Raw genomic sequence first — 17,720 nt, 5'->3', positions numbered from 1 at the left:
CGCGCCGGGACCGCACCATGACCCGCTTCTTCATCGCGCGCCCGATCTTCGCCTGGGCGATCTCCATCTTCATCGTGCTCGTGGGGGCGATCTCCCTCGCGTTCCTGCCGGTCTCGCAATACCCGGACGTGGCGCCCGTCACGATCCAGGTGAGCGCGACCTATCCCGGTTCTCCGCCCGAGCGGCTCTACGACGGGGTCACGCGCATCATCGAGGAGGAGCTGAACGGCATCCCCGGGCTGATGTACTTCGAGAGCACCAGCGACACGTCCGGCATGGCGCAGATCATGGCGTCCTTCGCGCCGGGCTCGGACCCGTCGAAGGCGACGGTGGCGGTGCAGAACCGGATCAAGCGGATCGAGGCGCGCCTGCCCCGGGCGGTGACGCAGCAGGGCGTCATCGTCGAGGAGGCCAGCACCAGCTTCCTGCAGTTCGTCACCGTCTCCTCGAAGGACGGCTCCTTGAGCGAGACCGACCTCGGCGACATCGCCGCCCGCCGCCTCCTCGGCGAGCTGCGGCGGGTGCCGGGCGTCGGCCGGGCCACCCTGTTCTCGTCCGAGAAGGCGCTGCGCATCTGGATCGACCCGGTCAAGCTCGTCGGGTTCGGGATGACGCCGGGCGACGTCACGGCCGCGGTGGGTGCGCAGAACGCGCAGGTCGCTTCAGGGGCCGTCGGCGCGCAGCCCGCGGCCGAGGGCCAGCGCATCGCGGCGAACGTGCTGGTGAAGGGGCAGCTGACCACGCCCGCCGAGTTCGCGGAGATCGTGCTGCGCGCCAACCCCGACGGGTCGCTCGTGCGCCTGCGCGACGTGGCCGAGGTCGAGCTCGGCGGCCAGTCCTACACGATGCAGACCCGCCTCGACGGGCGCCCGGCCGCCGGCATCGGCATCCAGCTCGCCCCGGGCGCGAACGCGCTCGCGGCCGCCGGCGGCGTCAAGGCGAAGCTCGCCCAGCTCCAGCGCACGCTGCCCGCCAACATCCGGGTGACGGTGCCCTACGACACCACGCCCTTCGTCGAGGTGTCGATCCGGAAGGTGCTGATGACGCTCGCCGAGGCGATGGCCCTCGTCTTCGCGGTGATGTTCCTGTTCCTGCAGAACGTCCGCTACACCCTCATCCCGACCATCGTGGTGCCGGTGGCGCTGCTCGGCACCTGCGGCGCGCTGCTGCTCGCCGGCTTCTCGATCAACGTGCTGACCATGTTCGGCATGGTGCTGGCCATCGGCATCCTCGTCGACGACGCCATCGTGGTGGTCGAGAACGTCGAGCGCATCATGGGCGAGGAGGGGCTGCCGCCGAGGGAGGCCACCGCCAAGGCGATGGGCCAGATCACCGGCGCCATCGTCGGCATCACCTCGGTGCTGGTCGCGGTGTTCGTGCCGCTCGCCTTCTTCCCCGGCTCGGTCGGGGTCATCTACCGGCAGTTCGCCGTGAGCATGGCGACCTCCATCGCCTTCTCGGCCTTCCTGGCGCTCTCGCTGACGCCCGCACTCTGCGCCACGCTGCTGAAGCCGGTCGAGAAGGGCCACCATCACGCCAAGGGCGGCTTCTTCGGCTGGTTCAACCGCCGCTTCCACGCCGGCACGGCGGCCTACCGGTCCGGCGTGGCGGGCCTGCTGCGCCGGCCCGTTCGGGCGCTCCTGGTGTACGGCCTCCTCGTGGCCGCGCTCGGCTGGGGCTACTGGCGCATGCCGTCGAGCTTCCTGCCCATCGAGGACCAGGGCTACGTCATCGTCGACGCGCAGACCCCGCCGGAATCCGCCACCGGCCGCACGCTCGACGTGGCCAAGCGCATCGAGGAGCACTTCGCCAAGGAGCCCGGCATCGACAGCCAGACGCTGCTCCTCGGGTTCGGCTTCTCGGGCCAGGGGCAGAACGCGGCCATCAACTTCGTCGGGCTGAAGCCCTGGGGCGAGCGCGGACCGCAGGACAGCGCCGACGCCATCACGGCCCGCGCCAACGCCGCCCTCGGCGGCCTGCCCGACGCCATCGCCATGTCGCTCTCGCCGCCGGCCATCGACTCGCTCGGCAACTCGAGCGGCTTCGCCTTCCGCCTCCAGGACAAGGCGCAGCAGGGCCACGCGGCGCTGGCGGCCGCGCGCGACCAGCTCGTCAAGGCGGCGTCCCAGAGCCCGATCCTGCAGGGCGTCTACGTCGAGGGCCTGCCGACCGCGCCGCAGATCGAGCTCGTCCTCGACCGGCAGAAGGCCAGCGCGCTGGGTGTCACCTTCGCCGACATCAACGACGCCCTCTCCACGAGCCTGGGCTCGGCCTACGTCAACGACTTCCCGAACCAGGCGCGGATGCAGCGGGTGATCGTCCAGGCCGAGGCGGTCCGGCGCATGAAGGCGGAGGATCTGCTCGACCTGAACGTCCGCAACGCCAAAGGGCAGATGGTGCCGTTCCAGTCCTTCGCCCGGGTGCAATGGACGATGGGCCCGTCGCAGGTCGTGGGCTTCAACGGCTACCCGAGCATCAAGATCTCCGGCAGCGCCGCCTCCGGCTACGCCAGCGGCGACGCCATGGCCGAGATGGAGCGGCTGGCGGGGCAGCTGCCGCCGGGCTTCGACTTCGCCTGGACCGGGCAATCGCTGCAGCAGAAGCTGTCGGGCTCCCAGGCGGTCTATCTGCTGGCGCTGGCGCTGTTCTGCGTCTTCCTCTGCCTCGCCGCGCTCTACGAGAGCTGGTCGATCCCCCTCGCCGTGCTGCTCGTGGTGCCGACCGGCGTGGTCGGCGCGGTCTTCGCGATGCTGATGCGGGACATGCCGAACGACGTCTACTTCAAGGTCGGCCTGATCACGGTGATCGGCCTGACCGCGAAGAATGCCATCCTGATTATAGAGGTGGCCAAGGACTTCGTGGCCAGGGGCGTGCCCGTCCGGGAAGCGGCGCTGGAGGCGTGCGAGCTGCGCTTCCGGCCCATCGTCATGACCTCGTTCGCCTTCATCCTCGGCGTCGTGCCGCTCGCCGTCGCGACGGGGGCCAGCATGAACAGCCAGCGGGCCATCGGCACGGGCGTTCTCGGCGGCATGGTCACCGCGACGGTGCTCGCCGTCTTCGTCACGCCGCTCTTCTACGTCCTGATCGCGCGGGCCTTCGGTTCCGTGGCGGCCGGCCAGCCGGAGATCGGTCCCGTCCGGCGCGGCGTCCCGGTGCCCTGAGGGTGCTCATCCGTGCCAGAGGCGCGGCTGGACACCCTCCGCTGACGCGAGAGACGCGCAGCCGCAGGTGACCGAAGGGGTCGAGTGGATTTCCGCGGGTCTGTTTCGGGAACGGCACTCCGGAAAGATGCCCATCGCCGCGTGCCGATCTCTCGACCGAGAGCCGGAGGGCTTTCGGGGCGCTTGATCTCTCGGCGCCCATGTTGTACCGAACGGTACAACATGGTCCTGAGAGGTGATCCCGATGTCTCGTCCCCCGCTTCCCCCGTTCACCGAGGAATCCGCGATCCAGAAGGTGCGTCTTGCCGAAGATGGCTGGAACACGCGCGATGCGGCCAAGGTCGCGCAGGCCTATACGCTCGACACGCGCTGGCGGAACCGCGTCGAGTTCGCGACCAATCGCGAGGAGGCCCAAGCCTTCCTCACTCGGAAGTGGAACAAGGAGCACGAATACAGGCTGATCAAGCAGTTGTGGGCCTTCACGGGCAACCGTATCGCGGTGCGCTATGCCTACGAGTATCGCGACGACGGCGGGCACTGGTTCCGCGCCTACGGCAATGAGAACTGGGAGTTCGCCGAAGACGGATTGATGGCGCACCGTCATGCCAGCATCAACGAGATGCAGATCACCGAGGCGGAACGGAAGTTCCGTTGGCCGCTCGGGCGCAGACCCGACGATCACCCCTCGCTCAGCGACCTGGGCCTTTGAGCGCGAAGCGCGTCCTCACCGAACGCGCCGGCGCCGTGCCGGCACTCGCGGAAGCGTTCCGCGAGCACGGGTTCGAGGGCGCGAGCCTGTCGGTGCTGTCGAAGGCGACCGGCCTCGGGAAGGGCAGCCTCTACAACTTCTTTCCCGGCGGGAAGGAAGAGATGATGGAGGCGGTTCTCGCCGACATTGACGCTTGGTTCGAGAAGGTCATCTTCTCGACGTTGGAACATGCGCGCGATCCGGCAGCGGCCGTCACGTCCATGATCGAGGATGTGACGGAATACTTCCGATCCGGCAGGAGAGTCTGTCTCGTCGGCTGCATCGGCCTGAATGCCTCCGGAGCCGTTTTCGCGGAGCGGATAAGGCGCTACTTCGCGCGCTGGATCGCCGCTCTGGCCCAGTGCCTGGGAGCCGGCGGCGTTCACGAACCGCGAGCCTCGCAAGTCGCTGAGGAGGTGGTTTCGGGGATACAGGGCGCGATCGTGTTGGCGCGAGCCTTGGAGGACGATGCCGTCTTTCTCCGGGTGGTTCATCGACAGCGTTCTGTCTTGATCGATGCAATCACGGATCATAGTGCAGAAGGATAGAAGTCGGATCTTCCACAGTGGCCTGCTATGACAGATACACATTCAGCGGCGAGTCAAAAATTGTAATATTTGGCATTCGAGGCGAATTGCTTGCTTGATCAAGGGTCCCCGGCGAAGACCCATCTCCACCGCGATTAAACCCGCATTTCTCGTCGTGCACCTCACCGGGCATATGAGACGGCGACACGGCCGCTTGCATCCGAATGTCCGGTTCGGGGGTGCCGCTGAACAGGCCGGAATGGCCGGGTCGGGGCGCGAGGCGTCCGTCCTCTCTTCCGGCAACCGGCCTTCCGAGCAGATCACCCGGCTTCCGCCAGCATCGGTCGCCGCAGACCGCCTGCGCGAGCGTCTCCGACGGGTGAATCTCTGCCGTTCCGTTTCCGAGTGGAGGGGCGTCGGAGCGGATGTCTCCGTTCCGCAGGCACCCCGATCTTCCGGGATCTCGGAGATGGCCGCGGTCGCCATCTGCCCAGCTCGGTCGGGCCGACGTCCAGGCCGCACGGAGCCGTGTCGCGGCTCGCGACCTGAACCAAACTGTCTCGAGAAATCCGGAGCGGCTCCAGAATCGAGGCCGCCTTGTGCCGGTCCCTCGGTCCACTCGACATCCGACCGATATTTACCAAGCCGTCCGATGCCCTGTGAAGCTCCGGGGTCAGGTTGCGTAGTTGACTTGAGACTCAACCACAGGATGCATAACCTGCGGCTATGCGCGTCACATCCGCCATTGGCCTCGCCTCCGTGTTGCTCTCAGCGGGGTCCGCCGTCGCCTTCGCCCCCGCGCTGTTCTCGGCGGGACCGACCGCCGTGGCTCAGCTGTGTACGGAGAGGGCAGGGACCGTATCGTGTGCGAACGGTTATGCGGGCTTCCGAGGCCCCTCGGGGAAGCTCTGGCTTGGCAGAGATCGCCGGGGGACCGTGGTCGTCAGCATCGATGATGGTCGGAACGACCAGGAGTCATCCCGGCGCGAGCAGGATCACGGACGCTTTGTCCTCGAGGAGGCGTGGTGAGGCTCGGATCTTTCGCCCCTTGCCACTGCCGTGCAGTTGGGTTCCGGGTCGGGGTTTGACCGGCCGGTGACTCTTTCGGAGTGCCGCCGGTGAAGAGGCCACGAGCCGAGGACCTGGTAAGGCCGTGTGCGCCTCACGCCATAGCGGAGGCCGATCCAGCGGATCGCGCATCCTGCGAGTCGATGGGGTGAACGATGGGTCAGGGCTGACCGGCCGGCTCCGGACGGGGCCGATCGAGAGGATGGGCTGGCGACCCGTCGCAGAGCGCCGAGACGTGTAGGGCCTGACAGCGGGCCGCGGCCGTACAGGGTCAGGTTTCCCCGCGCTCCAGCAGCAGCCGGTAATCGGCCAGGGTCATAGTCCCGGTATCGCGCGGGTCGATCGCTCGCCGATCGCGGTCGGGCAGGACATCCGCGAACAGATCGATCCTCTTCCAGGCCGGAACCTCGCCCGCTCGCGCCTGCCCCGGCACGAAGCCTGACGCGGCCTCCCGACGGTACCGGTGGATGTAGCGCGGGCAGTTCACGAACACTTCGGCGATGTCGATCTTGAGCACCAGCTCGGCGCCAGGATGACGCTCCAAGTCCCTCGCGTCGCGGGCGATCCGCGCCGTGCCGTGGAGGCGCAGGCGGTGCGGCGTCTCGAAGTCGATGAACAGCAGGCCGAGCTTCGGGTTGGCCGCGAGATTCCCGGCCGTGAGGTACATGCCGTTGCCGTCGTAGCTCGGCACCTCGATGACGCGCGGGCCCGCCACGCGCACGAAGCCCCGCGCACCGCCCTTGTACGAGCAGGTCGGAAATCCCCGATGGTCGACGGAGGTGATGAAGACCAGATCCTGTCGCGCGACGAAGGCCTGCTGGGTCGCGGTGAGTTCGCTCGTCACCGACAGGCTGCGCAGCCGGTTCGCGAGGTCGCCCGTCTCGAACGCCTCTTGGAAGACGCGGTGACGGGGACCGTAGAGGTTGCTGATCGCGCCCAGAGGCGGCGCGAACACGGCCGCGTCGGATTTCGGCGCGGTGCTCCAGCGCAGGCGCTCCAGGCAGATCGCCCAGGCCGCCCTGTACCGGTCGGCGGTGTCCTGGCGGTCGAGCCGCGTATGAGAGAGCGTCAGCTCGGTCACGTCGACCCCGAGGGGGCGCAGGTCGATCTCGACGCGCGACGGCGGACCGGCGAGCGGTCCGTCGCCGGCGTAGTGCCACGTCATCGCGAGGCGCCGCGGCGGCATGATCTCCAGGTACTCGCCGGACACCGCGTAGGCGCGCCCGTCCGGATTACAGCCTTCGAGGCTGAAGCGGCCGCCGACCCGCAGGTCGCAGCTCGCGTCGCGGACCTCGCCGGCCCCCGGCGTGAGCCAGCGGGCGAGGCGACGCGGGTCGGTGCAGGCCTCGAACACCAGGGACGCGGCGGCATCGAGCTGCCGGACCAGGGCGATGGCGATCCGCGGCGGGCCGGACGCGGCGTCGGGCGCGGTGTCGGGCGCGGTGTCGGACATGGCGTGGGCGATCCGTCAGGCGATTGCGTCGAGGGCACGGCCCCGCGTCTCGTGCAGGCACAGCGCCGCGACGAGGAAGGCGACGGCGAGGACGGTCAGCGCGTACCAGAGGCCGGCATAGATGTTCCCCGTCGCCGTGAAGGCCGAGAAGGCGATGGCCGGCAGGAAGCCTCCGAACCAGCCGCCGACGGCATAGGGCACGGACAGCGCCGTGGTTCGGATGCGCGTCGGAAACAGCTCGATCATCCAGGCGGCGAGCGGGGCCGAGGCCAGGGCCACGAACACGTTGAGGAGGCTGAGGAGGGCGATCAGTGCCGGCAGGTTCGTCTTGGCAGGCTCGGCCCTGGCCGGGTAGCCCGCGGCCGCGACGGCGCTCGACAGGGCCTTGCCGAGATCAGTTGTCCGTGCCCCGAGCGCCGCCTTGTCGAGCCCGGTCCCATCGAAGGAGGCAAGACTCGCCGCGCCGATCTCGATCCGCACCGGGCTGCCGACCGGCAGATCGCGCGTCGCATAGGGGATGCCGAGCTTGGCCACCGCCCGCCGGGCGAGGTCGCAGGGGCTCTCGAACCGGGCGATGCCGAACGGGTCGAACTGGCGGCTGCACCCGGCCGGATCGGCGGCGACCACGACGGGCTTGGCCGCGACCGCCGACGCGAGGTCGGGATGGGCGAAGCGCGTCACGCCGGCGTAGACCGGCCAGGCCAGCAGCGCCGTGCCGAGGAAGCCTGCGAGCATGACGGGCTTGCGGCCGATCCGGTCCGAGAGCCAGCCCGCCGCGACCATGCAGGCGACGAGGGCAAGGCTTGAGCCGAGGATCGTGTAGTGCAGGAGGAACGGATCGATCTTCAGGTTCAGCATCAGCAGGTAGATCGGGTAGGATCCCGTCGCGCTGGCCACCGATTGCCCGGCGACGAGACCGAACAGGACGAGGAGCACGATCCGCAGGTTCGCCCATCGCCCGAGGGCCTCGCGGACAGGCCGGCGCGAGCCGCCCCCGCCCCGGCGCATCCGCAGGAAAACCGGGGATTCCTGCAGTTTCAGCCGCATGTAGACCGAAACCAGCATCAGCACGGCCGAGAGCAGGAAGGGGATCCGCCAGCCCCACGCCTCGAAGGCGGCCTTGCCCAGCACGGACTCGCAGGCGATCACGACGACGATCGCCAGAACGAGGCCGCAGGCCATGGTGATGCCCACCGCGCTCGTCGCCAAGCCGCGCCGGTCCGCGGAGGCGTGCTCGGCGATGTAGGTCACGGCACCGCCGAACTCGCCCCCGAAGGCGAGGCCCTGCACGATGCGCAGGCTCACGAGCAGCGCCGGCGAGGCGACGCCGATGGCCGCGTAGGTCGGCAGCAGGCCGATGGCCACCGTCGCGCCGCCCATGATCACGATGGTCAGGAGGAAGGCGTATTTTCGCCCGACGCGGTCCCCCAAGGGGCCGAAGATCAATCCGCCGAAGGGCCGGGCGAGGAAGGTCACGGCCGCGGAGAGCAGGGTGAAGATATAGGCGTAGGCCTCGTCGAGGCCCGAGAAGAACTGCCGGGCGATGATGGCGGCCATCGGCCCGAACAGGACGAGGTCGTAGGCCTCGAACACCGCACCGAGGGACGAGGCCAGGATCACCCGCCGGATGCGGGTCCGCTCCTCCGGGACGCGCCCCGACGCGATCGCGCGGGGCGCCTGTCCGGTGCGCGCGGAGGGACGAGGGACGGCGATGTCCTGAGCCATGATGGTCCTCCCCATGTCTTCGAGTCGTCAGCGGGCGGAGTGCGGGCTCAGGGCGGTTTCGCCTCCCGCTTCATCTCCGCGAGCAGGTCCTCCAGGGCATCGAGGCGCTCGGTCCAGAAGACTTCGTAGGCCTGGAGCCACCGGTGAGCCTCCATCAAGGCCATCGGCTCGAGGCGGCAGAAATGCGAGCGCCCGCGCACCTGCCGCGTCACGAGCCCGGCGGCCTCCAGGGTCCTCACATGCTTCGAGACGGCGACGCTCGACATCGGAAAGGCCGGGGCGATCTCGGCGAGCTTGAGCGGCCTGTCGGCCAGCATCCGCACGATCGTCCGACGCGTCGGATCGGCGAGAGCGTGGAACAGGGCGTTCAGCGTCGCGTCGGGTAAAGCAACCATACGGTATTATGAAAAACCAATCGGTTTTATGTCAAGGCGCGGTTTCAGATCAGCCGCGGGCGCCGCCGGTGAGGCACAAGCCTCAAGGGCGTTGATCCGCGCGCCTTCGCGGACGCCATGGGCGTGAGGATCGTCCGGACGGAGCGCGCGGCGGCGCGCAGCCTCGTGATCGGTCCACTCGACCTTCGGAGGTTGCAGCATCGCGAAGGTCGGTCCGGGTCGCCTTTCCGCCGGAGCGCCGCGCGGCTCGCGAGCCGAACCGGGACGCGCAGACCAAGCGTCCCCGTCATCGAGACCGGCCCCGCGCCGGCTGCGCATCGGTCCCGATCGGGATGGCGAGCAGATCCGTTGACCGCTACGGAGAATGCAGATGGCGGCCGTTCCGCCTCGTGCATCACGACGCCCGAGCCATGACATCGACACGCGATAGCGGACCGACGGTCACCGTTCTGATCTCCGGAGGCTTCGAGCTCGCCTATCGCATGGCGATCCCGAGCTTCGAGCAGGAAACAGGCATCAGGATCGAGACCCGGTCGGGCGCGTCGCAAGGACGTGGCCCGAAGACGATCCGCTACCAGCTTGACCACGGTGCCGAGGTCGACGTCGTCATCCTGTCCAACGAAGGACTGCATGAACTCGTCGACGCGGGGCTGATCGCCGAGGGCTCGATTGCCGAGCTTGCGACCGCGCCCCTCGCGGCTGCCGTTCGGACGGGCGCGCCGAAATCCGACGTCAGTTCAGTCGCGGCCCTCACCCGGACCTTGCTGGATGCCCGCCTCGTCGTGATGCCGGGCAGCACCAGCGGCCTCTTCATCCAGAGGGAGGTCCTTCCCGCGCTCGGCGTCGCCGACAAGGTTCGTTTGAAAGTCTACCCACGAGGAACCGACTCGGCCGCCGCGCTGGCAGCCGGCGAGGCCGATCTCGCGTTGGGGCCGATCAGCGAGCTCGTCAACATTCCGGGCGTCGAGCCGGTCGGGGTTCTTCCCGACGCGGTCCAACTCGTCCAGACGTTCAACGCAGCGACGGTGGCGGCGGCCAAGAACCCGGATCTGGCGGAACGGCTGATCGGGTTCCTACAGTCCGACAAGGCCGAAGCCGCGATGAGACAGGTCGGGATGGAGCCGCTGCGGTCACGTCGCGGATCGCCTGCCCGGTGATCTGCCCCACGAGGCGGTCCTAGTTCAGCGTTCGTGCAGGGTCGATCGAGCGAGCGCGGTCGGCCTTCGAGAGGCCTGGGGCACGGCAGCCGTCCAAGGTGGAAGAGCGCGCGAGGTGCCCGAAAGGTAAGTTGGAGCGGGCGATCGGGATCGAACCGACGACATTCAGCTTGGGAAGCTGACTCGATTACTTTGGACCATCCCAACTGACGGTTAACTGTAGACCCAACGATATTGTTATCGCAGGGGAAATCGCCCTTGCCAACGATGCACCCCCTTGCGCCGGGAGGCCCGGATACGGCTGGTATCGGGCTGGTATCAGGGGGGATGGTCTGATGGCGGTGGCGAACCGGTGGACGCGGGAGCGGGTGCGCATCGGCAAGGCGCAGATCGACCGGGCGAACGCATTGGTGGCGAGCGGGGCGTTCGAGGGGCGCGGTCACGAATGGGCGGACACGACGTTCCCGGGGCTCATCCTGCGCGTCGGGCGCCAGGGCGGCGCGTGGCACCTTAAGACGGAGGCGCGCACGATCCGGCTCGGCGACATGAGTATGTCAGTCGCCGCCGCGCGCGAGGCTGCCAAGCGGAGCAAGGCCGACCTCAAGGCCGGGAAGAACCCCAGCCGGGATGACCTGCGGGTTTGGGAGGACGCGACCAAGAGCGGGCTCGACATCCGCAAGGCCAAGGCCGTCGCTTTCCCGAAGACCCTCCACGAGCCCACACAGGACGAACGGCGCCGGGACGGTCCCTGGGAATGGCACGACTTGGTGGACATCTACCTGGCGAAGAAGCTTCCGACGCTGAAGCCAGGGCGCTGGCCTGCCCAGTACGAGCGGCACCTGCGCCGGTCGGTTGACGACCACCTCGGCCGCAAGCTGGTCCGCGACGTCACGCAGGCCGACCTGCTCGCGTTGCGAAACCGCATTCTCAAGAGCCGCCCCGCGAGCGCGGCCGCAGATACCGTAGAGGCGATCAAGGCGTCTATGGACTGGGCCAAGGCCCAGGAGCCGGTCCTATCCGGGCTCGACAGCGCGGCGTTCCCCTGGTGGCGGGAGGGCGTGCAGGTTGAGTACCAGTCCGGGACGCGCGACCACACCCCGACGCTGGACGAGCTCGCGCGCACGCTCGTCATCGCCGAGCACTACCGCGCCCTCGGCGGCACCGCCAAGGAAACATCCGATGCGGCGCTCGCAGCCCTGTGGGCGCTCGTGCTGACCGGCCAGCGCCTGTCCGCCCTCGTCGGCACGCGACGGACGACAACGCGGGATTGGGATGAGCGCCCCGGCTGGAAAGTTTGGACGTGGACCGCCGCCGAGATGAAGGGGCCGGGCGGCGGTGGACGGAAGAAGGCGCGTCCCAAGCCCCACGGTATCCCGGTCCCGCCAGCTGCGCTCGCGGCCCTGGCTCGATTCGACATCGACCGTGCCAGCACGTTCCTGTTCCCAGGGCGAAACCCGCGGCGTTCGGTTACGGCCTCGGCGATGACCGGCCTTTTCGACAGGCTTAAGGGCAAGGAAAAGGGGGCGCGAAAGGGCGGACTGACCGTCAGACCCGAGGGCGACCTGATGGAGCGCCACGGCATCCGTCATTGGACTGCGCACGATGTCCGCCGCACGCTACCGGCCTTCCTGGACATGGAGCGGCTCGGCGGCTCAGGATCGGCTATCCTCGCGCATTCGAAGGCCAAGGCGAACGGAGACCAGGATGCGGAACGCGAGCTCCCGGCCGCCATCACTCTCAAGCATTACATCCACTCCCAGCGCATCGAGTTGAAGGCGCTCGGCATGGAGGCATGGGTCTCCGCCGTCCTTCAGACTTACGCCCGCGAGAAGGCCACCTTCGACGCACGGGAGCCGGCCGTCCCGGTCCTCCCGGAACCCCGAGCTCCGAGAGCCCGGGCAAGATCTCGCGGGCGCTCGGCCGAGACGAATCCCCGGCCACCTCGCTGATGGCCGGAGGCCTCCATCAGGTCCTCGGCCATGGCGCGCATCAAGGCGTCGCGATCCTCGGGTCCAGCATCCACGATGTCCTGAAAGCTAAGCATTGCCCCCTCCGTCTTTGAGAACAGATAGGGAACGAGACAGCGGCTTCAACGGGGTCGAAGGACGGGATGCGCGAACCTCGTGGGCTTGGCGATTTTTCCTAAAGTCGGGTGCGGGTGACGTGCTGCTGGTGCCCCCGGCGCCGTGGTGACTAGGACACGGAGCGGCTGTCCGCCCGCCTCGGGCCGGGAGCCGACCTCGATACGGTCCTAGGGTGGATCACCAGGACCTGCCCGCGTCCGAAACCGTGGGGCAAGAGAGGGCCTTCCCTATACGTGCCCTGGTGCCGGGCAGCCTACGAGGACCTGCGGACCGGTGGGCCGCCGGACCGCCCGTTACCTTAAGGGTCCAAGGTGCTGATCACGTTCGAGAAAGGCCCGAATTTGGCTCGTTATCTAAAGGGTCGTCACGACCACGACGCCCAGGGATAACCCCGCTGCCGCCGTTGACCGGCTGAGTCCGCGCACCGATCATCGCCCCCTCACCAGCCATCGAGGCCGCCGTGAAACGAATACGCGCCCCCCGCCAGACGAGACGACCACCCGGGGCGTGACGCGCGTGCGCAGCCCCCTTCGCGGAGGCTGCCCTATGACGACCTACTTCACTGCCGATTCTCACTTCGGCCACGCGTCCGTTCTGCAGATGTCGAGGCGCCCGTTCGCCTCCATCGAGGAGCACGACGAGTCTCTCATCGCGGCCTGGAACGGCGTCGTCGGCCCGAAGGACGAGGTCTGGCACCTCGGCGACTTCGTCCTCGGGGCGAGCCCGGAGCGGTGCGCCGCCCTGTTCCGCCGGCTCCGGGGACGCAAGTGTCTCGTCCGGGGCAACCACGACCGACGGCGCGTTTTCAACCTCCCGTGGCACGAGCAGCACGACCTGCTGAGCCGCCGCATCGAGGACCAGCGCGTGGTTCTCTCGCACTACCCGATGAGGGCATGGCCGGGCGTCTGGCGGGGGAGCATCCATCTTTTCGGCCACACCCACGGCTCGCTTCCGGACACCTCGCAGTCCTGCGACGTCGGCGTCGACAGGTGGTCGTACGCCCCGGTCACCCTGGAGCAGATCCGCGTGCGCCTTGCTGCGACACCGGCCATCCCGGAGGAGATCCGGCTCGGGCAGGAACAGGAGGCCGACGATGTCGCTTGAAACCGAGATCCCGGACGACGCGGTGACGTGCCTCCGCTGCGGGCGCGTGTCCGTGGCTGTGACGCGGGCCGCCGCCGAGGCGCACATCGAGCGCCACAACCGGCTGCGCGAATCCTCCCCTGAGAACCTCCGGTGGTGGCCCACCCCGGCGACACTCGACGGGTACCGCTGCCTCGGCTGTGGGACCTGGGGGCCCTACCGCAAGGCACTGCCGGCGGACTGTCCCCTCGGGGCCACCATCAACACCGTCATCTGTGAGCACGTCACCTAAATGCGAAGGCCCCCGGCGGCGATGCCGGGGCCCTTCGCATCACGTCGCTACAACATGATCTCACTCGGAGAGGTAGCCCCGCACGCGAGCCTTCGTTGCCTCGATGTTCGCGGGGACGGTCCCGAGCCACATGCTCCATGCCAGCCTGTATGCTTGTTCGTTGACGCCACAGCCGTCGAGCATCTTGTACAGCTGGCGGGTCAGGTCGACGTGCATCTCGTCCTGCTGGAAAACGCCGCCCACGAGCATGTCCGGACCGCCTGCGACCCGCCGCATGGCGGCACTGCCGGGCTCCCCCTTCATGATGCTGTACGCGTACCCGCTGGGCTGGGATGAGTCCGGCCAGAGGCCATAGACGCGGTCAGCCGCGTTGAAGACGGCCAACAGCATGTACGCTTGGTTGATCTCGTCCGCGGCGAGCAAGCTTGTACTTGTCTTTTGTGCCATGTCGATGAGGTCTTGGACCTGTTCGGCCGTGAGCTCGCGCTCCTGTTGCCGCTTTTGCTTCGCGTTTCGCTTCGTCATCTTGGTCCTCAACGTCGAGCCGCCCATGCGGCCGTCGAGGAGACCCTGCCAACCTTGCTGATGCCGCTGGAGTCGAGAGATGGTCCAAGGTTAACAGGGTAGTTAATCGTCCACAGCCGAGTGCGATCACCCCCGCGACGGGTTTCGCTCCCTCTATGCCCGGGCCTTCCACTCGGCTTCGGCGGCGACGAGCTCGTCATGCCGGGCGCGGGTCGCGCCGGCGCGATGGGCGTCCGTCAGGTAGGGGCGAAGCCTCGCAGCGCCTCCGGCGCATTGGGCCGTCCGCAGCAGGGCGATGTGCGCACGCTCGTCCGGGGCCGTCGGCTCGACGCCGTAGCCCCACCGCGTCAGCGTCCGCGGCCGGGCGAGATCCTGCTCGGCGGCGCGAATCGCCTCATCGCCGCGCGGACGCGCGCCGCATCCCGCGCCGCCCGCATCAGTACGGGGTCGGCCTCCTCCACGGCCTTAGCGGGCGCTGCGGCCTGATCGGCCAGGACCTCCGCGACCGGGGCGTCCTCGGCCGGCGCGGGCGGGGATTCCGGGAGCGCCGGAGGAGCCGCGTGGCGAGCCCGGCACGCCCCGCAGGCGACCGGCGGTAGGCAGGGCGTGAATGGGACCTCGCGAGCAGATTCGTCGCTACCGGCCTGTCGCGCGGTAGCGGGAATGTATGGGCGGTCGATGGGGACCTCCCCGCTCACCCACTTCGACCACATGCTATCGCCGGTCATGCGCGGTTCCTCGTCTCCGCTTCGATGGCCCGGCGGCTGGCAGCATTCGCCGCGGCGGTTACGGTCTGGATGAGTTGGGCGGCGGCCCACGTCCCGAGGGTGCTCTTGATCATGCCCAGCTTGGGGAAGGCTCGCCGGCGCCAGGCATCCCGGGCGTCGGCAAGCGACGGGTGCTGGCTCACGACGGCGCCGGTTTGCCGGTGCACGATGACGTGCGTCGCGGGTGGGCGCTGCCGGTGGGGCTTACCAACTGCGGGCATAGGACCCTCCGGTATCGGGCTCGGCGTAAAACTCCCTGAAGCCGAGCTTGCCCTTGAGCTTGGGCAGCTTCGCCCCGCGCTTCGGCTTCCGGTCCCACTCCAAGAGCGCCTTCCGGAAGGCCGGCGTTACCTCGACGGTGAAGTCCCAGCGCCCGAGGGTGATGCCGACGCCCGCCGCGATTCGCACGACGGTCGAACGTGAGCAACGGAGGACGTCCGCTAGGTCGTCGACATCGGTTCGGCCGCTGGCGTTCGGCTCCGGCAACACCGGCTCGCACGGCACATGACGGAGCACCTCGACGGCGTCCCGCAGCCGGCGCCGGCGGTGCTGCCTGAGCGTCAGCCTGTTCCGCTCGGCGCGGGCATAGAGGAGCCGGTCGCGCTCGACCTCCGCATCCGACCGGCACATTGCCGCGTCGGCGAGGTGCTGGATGAAGCGCCCGTGGATCTCCGCGGCCGCCGGCCCGACGACGAGGGCCCGCAGGCTCCATGCCTCGCCGTCACCGGGATGATGCACGTAAGCCCGGGCGGCCACGCCGGCATCCAGCAGCGGCGCGATGCGCAGGGCGGTGTAGCGCGGCAGGTGCCCGAGCATCCGCGAGTTGCGCCACCAGACCTGTACAGCGTTCTCGTCGTGCGGGTTCGCGGGCTCGCGGACTAGGTGGAGGCGGTCGCCCGGCAGCGGCAGGACGCGCTCGCCCGTGAGCTCGTCGAGCTTTCCGTAGTCGTAGAACTGCAAGCCGGCGATTTCGCTCGCGAACCACGGCTCGGCCGCGAGCACCGCCGGCGCCTCGACCATCACGTCGGTTCCGTCGAGGCCGGTGAGGTCAGGGTATGCCTCGTTGCTCATGGACGCTTCTCCCCTTCGTTCGGGTCGACCCATGCCATCGCCTGTTCGATGGAGCGGATAGAGACGCGCACCTGCGACAGGACGAGAGCCTCCTCGCTGGCGACGCGCCGCTGCAGGCGCTCGTCCGCCCATCGGCCCGTCCCGGCGCGCGCCTTGGCGGCTGCCAGTACGGCGGCGTAGCGGGCCCGGGTCTCCCGGGCGTCGAGCTAGGCGAGCTCGTCGACGAATCGCGAATGGTCGGTCACGGCAGGACCTCCGCGTCTAGGAGCGCGAGTTCGTCCCTGTCGTACAGGGTGATGGTCTCCGGCTCGCGCGGCACGAAGATCGGCTCAGCGCGCTGGAGGCCGAGTGGGCGAAGGACGCCATCCCCGATACCCCGGCGTCCGTGGAGCACGTCACCGACGTACTGGTGCGAGAGCCCGTGCCGCCGGGCCCAGGCGGCCACGCCACCGGCACCGGTGCATGCCGCGCAGAGACGGTCGAGGACCTCCGCGCTTTCCAGTTGCGATCTCCTGGCCATCCCGCCCGCTCCAATACAGTAAAACTGCATGAATGATACCGCATTTACGCTTTATTGCAAGGCTCAGGAAATTATCTAAAGTCGAAGTATCGAGTCTACCAGCAGGTAGATAAATGATACCACTTATTAAATCGACGCTGGATGCTTCGTGATCTCTTGCGGCTCGCTCGTCCGAGTGCTTGAATCAGCTAATCAGCTTCATGCCAGGAGGCACCTAGCCGTGTTCACCCTCTTCTTCTTCCTCGTCTCGGTCGGCCTCGTCGCCGTCGCGGCCGCCTCGGCTGCCCACCGACCGCTCCCCCTCGACGTCGCTCTCCCCGTCGGCGCGCTGGGCCTTGCTTGGCGCAGCGCCGGGCAGCGGCAGACCCGCAATGGCCCGCGCACCCTGTGGAAGGCTGAGGGCGACCTGACGCGCTACAGCCGGGCCTACGCCGCTGACCGCGAGGGTATGCGCGCGGTCGGGTTTTCCTGGGACGGCTCGACCCCGGTCTGCTGGGAGCCTGTTCCGGCGCCGGTCCCCTACACCGTTGAGGAGGCCTGCGCCGCCGCAGAGGCCCGCGCCGATTCGGCCGACCGCGCCCGCCAGCGCGAGAAGCTCGCCGCTGCGGAAGCCGAGTGGGCCGCTACCGGCACCGACCGGGCTGCGGCCATCGAGGCGCTGCGGGCCTGCCTGCGCGACCGGGCCTGGGCCTGGAACAAGCGGAAGAGGGAGCTCGCTCAGTCCCTCCTCGGCGACCGCCCATCGGACCGGGACGCCCGCCTCGCCCGCGAGTTCGTCAGCGAGGTCGAGTACCTCGTCGAGACCATCACGGCCCGCCTCGGCGAGGAAAAGGTGATGGAGTGGTGGGAGCGGGCCGGCCTACCGGATGTCCGCGCCGCGGCGCACGAGGCCTGCCGCGTCCTCAGCGACATGGACAGCGACTGGGCGACCGTCCGGAACGACAGGGGTTGGTCGGCCGCGCACTCGCACGCCGGGCACGTCCTAGCGAGCCTCCCCGAGCTCGGTCAGCCCGAGGCGAGCCACGCCTTGAGGGCTGTCTGGGCGCACCGGAAGCAGATCCCCTCAGCCCTCCGCGAGGCCGTGTTCGGCCCCCCCGAGGCCTAGCCCGCTCCCCTTCTCGCTTTCGTCCCCCCGCCGACAATC

14 protein-coding genes are annotated in these 17,720 nt (G+C 68.8%); 8 read left to right on the top strand and 6 right to left on the bottom strand.

What is annotated here, in order from left to right; genetic code table 11:
* The first annotated feature begins 17 nt into the window (after positions 1-17).
* The 3 genes from ACLBYE_RS00430 to ACLBYE_RS00420 all read left to right on the top strand — a co-directional run bounded on the left by ACLBYE_RS00430 (position 18) and on the right by ACLBYE_RS00420 (position 4,457).
* Complete coding sequence (locus ACLBYE_RS00430) at positions 18-3,161, top strand: multidrug efflux RND transporter permease subunit (RefSeq protein WP_447692585.1); 3,144 nt, start codon at positions 18-20, stop codon at positions 3,159-3,161.
* A gap of 244 nt (positions 3,162-3,405) precedes the next feature.
* Positions 3,406-3,870: a nuclear transport factor 2 family protein gene (locus tag ACLBYE_RS00425; protein ID WP_447692584.1), complete on the top strand. Its 465-nt coding sequence runs from the start codon at positions 3,406-3,408 to the stop codon at positions 3,868-3,870.
* Positions 3,867-4,457 carry a TetR/AcrR family transcriptional regulator gene (locus ACLBYE_RS00420; protein WP_447692583.1) on the top strand — a complete coding sequence of 197 codons (591 nt, stop codon included), beginning with the start codon at positions 3,867-3,869 and terminating at the stop codon, positions 4,455-4,457. Before ACLBYE_RS00425 ends, ACLBYE_RS00420 begins: the two co-directional genes overlap by 4 nt.
* A gap of 1,318 nt (positions 4,458-5,775) precedes the next feature.
* Here ACLBYE_RS00420 and ACLBYE_RS00415 read toward each other — a convergent pair.
* The 3 genes from ACLBYE_RS00415 to ACLBYE_RS00405 are packed head-to-tail and all read right to left on the bottom strand — an operon-like array spanning position 5,776 to position 9,077.
* The gene (locus ACLBYE_RS00415) at positions 5,776-6,957 is read right to left on the bottom strand and encodes an SRPBCC domain-containing protein (protein ID WP_447692582.1); all 1,182 of its coding nucleotides are present in this window, start codon (positions 6,955-6,957) and stop codon (positions 5,776-5,778) included.
* Positions 6,958-6,972: 15 nt separating this feature from the next.
* Positions 6,973-8,682 carry an MFS transporter gene (locus tag ACLBYE_RS00410; RefSeq protein WP_447692581.1) on the bottom strand — a complete coding sequence of 570 codons (1,710 nt, stop codon included), beginning with the start codon at positions 8,680-8,682 and terminating at the stop codon, positions 6,973-6,975.
* Positions 8,683-8,729: 47 nt separating this feature from the next.
* A complete protein-coding gene (locus tag ACLBYE_RS00405) occupies positions 8,730-9,077 on the bottom strand; it encodes an ArsR/SmtB family transcription factor (RefSeq protein WP_447692580.1) in 348 nt (115 codons plus the stop codon).
* A 410-nt stretch (positions 9,078-9,487) separates the two neighbouring features.
* Between ACLBYE_RS00405 and ACLBYE_RS00400 the strand changes: the two genes are divergently transcribed.
* The 4 genes from ACLBYE_RS00400 (at position 9,488) to ACLBYE_RS00385 (ending at position 13,693) form a co-directional block, all read left to right on the top strand.
* Complete coding sequence (locus ACLBYE_RS00400) at positions 9,488-10,234, top strand: substrate-binding domain-containing protein (RefSeq protein ID WP_447692579.1); 747 nt, start codon at positions 9,488-9,490, stop codon at positions 10,232-10,234.
* Between the two features lie 335 nt (positions 10,235-10,569).
* A complete protein-coding gene (locus ACLBYE_RS00395) occupies positions 10,570-12,183 on the top strand; it encodes an integrase arm-type DNA-binding domain-containing protein (protein ID WP_447692578.1) in 1,614 nt (537 codons plus the stop codon).
* A gap of 681 nt (positions 12,184-12,864) precedes the next feature.
* On the top strand, positions 12,865-13,422 hold the full coding sequence (locus ACLBYE_RS00390) for a metallophosphoesterase (protein ID WP_447692577.1): 558 nt from the start codon (positions 12,865-12,867) through the stop codon (positions 13,420-13,422).
* Entirely contained in the window at positions 13,412-13,693 is a 282-nt protein-coding gene (locus ACLBYE_RS00385) for a hypothetical protein (protein ID WP_447692576.1), read from the top strand. The genes ACLBYE_RS00390 and ACLBYE_RS00385 overlap by 11 nt, the downstream gene beginning before the upstream one ends.
* A 60-nt stretch (positions 13,694-13,753) precedes the next feature.
* Here ACLBYE_RS00385 and ACLBYE_RS00380 read toward each other — a convergent pair whose 3' ends face one another.
* From ACLBYE_RS00380 to ACLBYE_RS00370, 3 genes are all read right to left on the bottom strand, one after another.
* Entirely contained in the window at positions 13,754-14,218 is a 465-nt protein-coding gene (locus tag ACLBYE_RS00380; RefSeq protein ID WP_447692575.1) for a hypothetical protein, read from the bottom strand.
* A 971-nt stretch (positions 14,219-15,189) separates the two neighbouring features.
* Complete coding sequence (locus ACLBYE_RS00375; protein WP_447692574.1) at positions 15,190-16,056, bottom strand: HIRAN domain-containing protein; 867 nt, start codon at positions 16,054-16,056, stop codon at positions 15,190-15,192.
* A 241-nt stretch (positions 16,057-16,297) separates the two neighbouring features.
* A complete protein-coding gene (locus ACLBYE_RS00370) occupies positions 16,298-16,501 on the bottom strand; it encodes a hypothetical protein (protein ID WP_447692573.1) in 204 nt (67 codons plus the stop codon).
* Between the two features lie 295 nt (positions 16,502-16,796).
* Here ACLBYE_RS00370 and ACLBYE_RS00365 point away from each other — a divergent pair, with 295 nt between their 5' ends.
* On the top strand, positions 16,797-17,681 hold the full coding sequence (locus ACLBYE_RS00365; RefSeq protein ID WP_447692572.1) for a hypothetical protein: 885 nt from the start codon (positions 16,797-16,799) through the stop codon (positions 17,679-17,681).
* The last annotated feature ends 39 nt before the right edge of the window (positions 17,682-17,720 follow it).

The sequence above is a fragment of the Methylobacterium sp. A52T genome (assembly GCF_053346095.1).
Note: the sequence above shows the minus strand (reverse complement) of the source record. Positions and strands in the feature narration are given on the sequence as shown.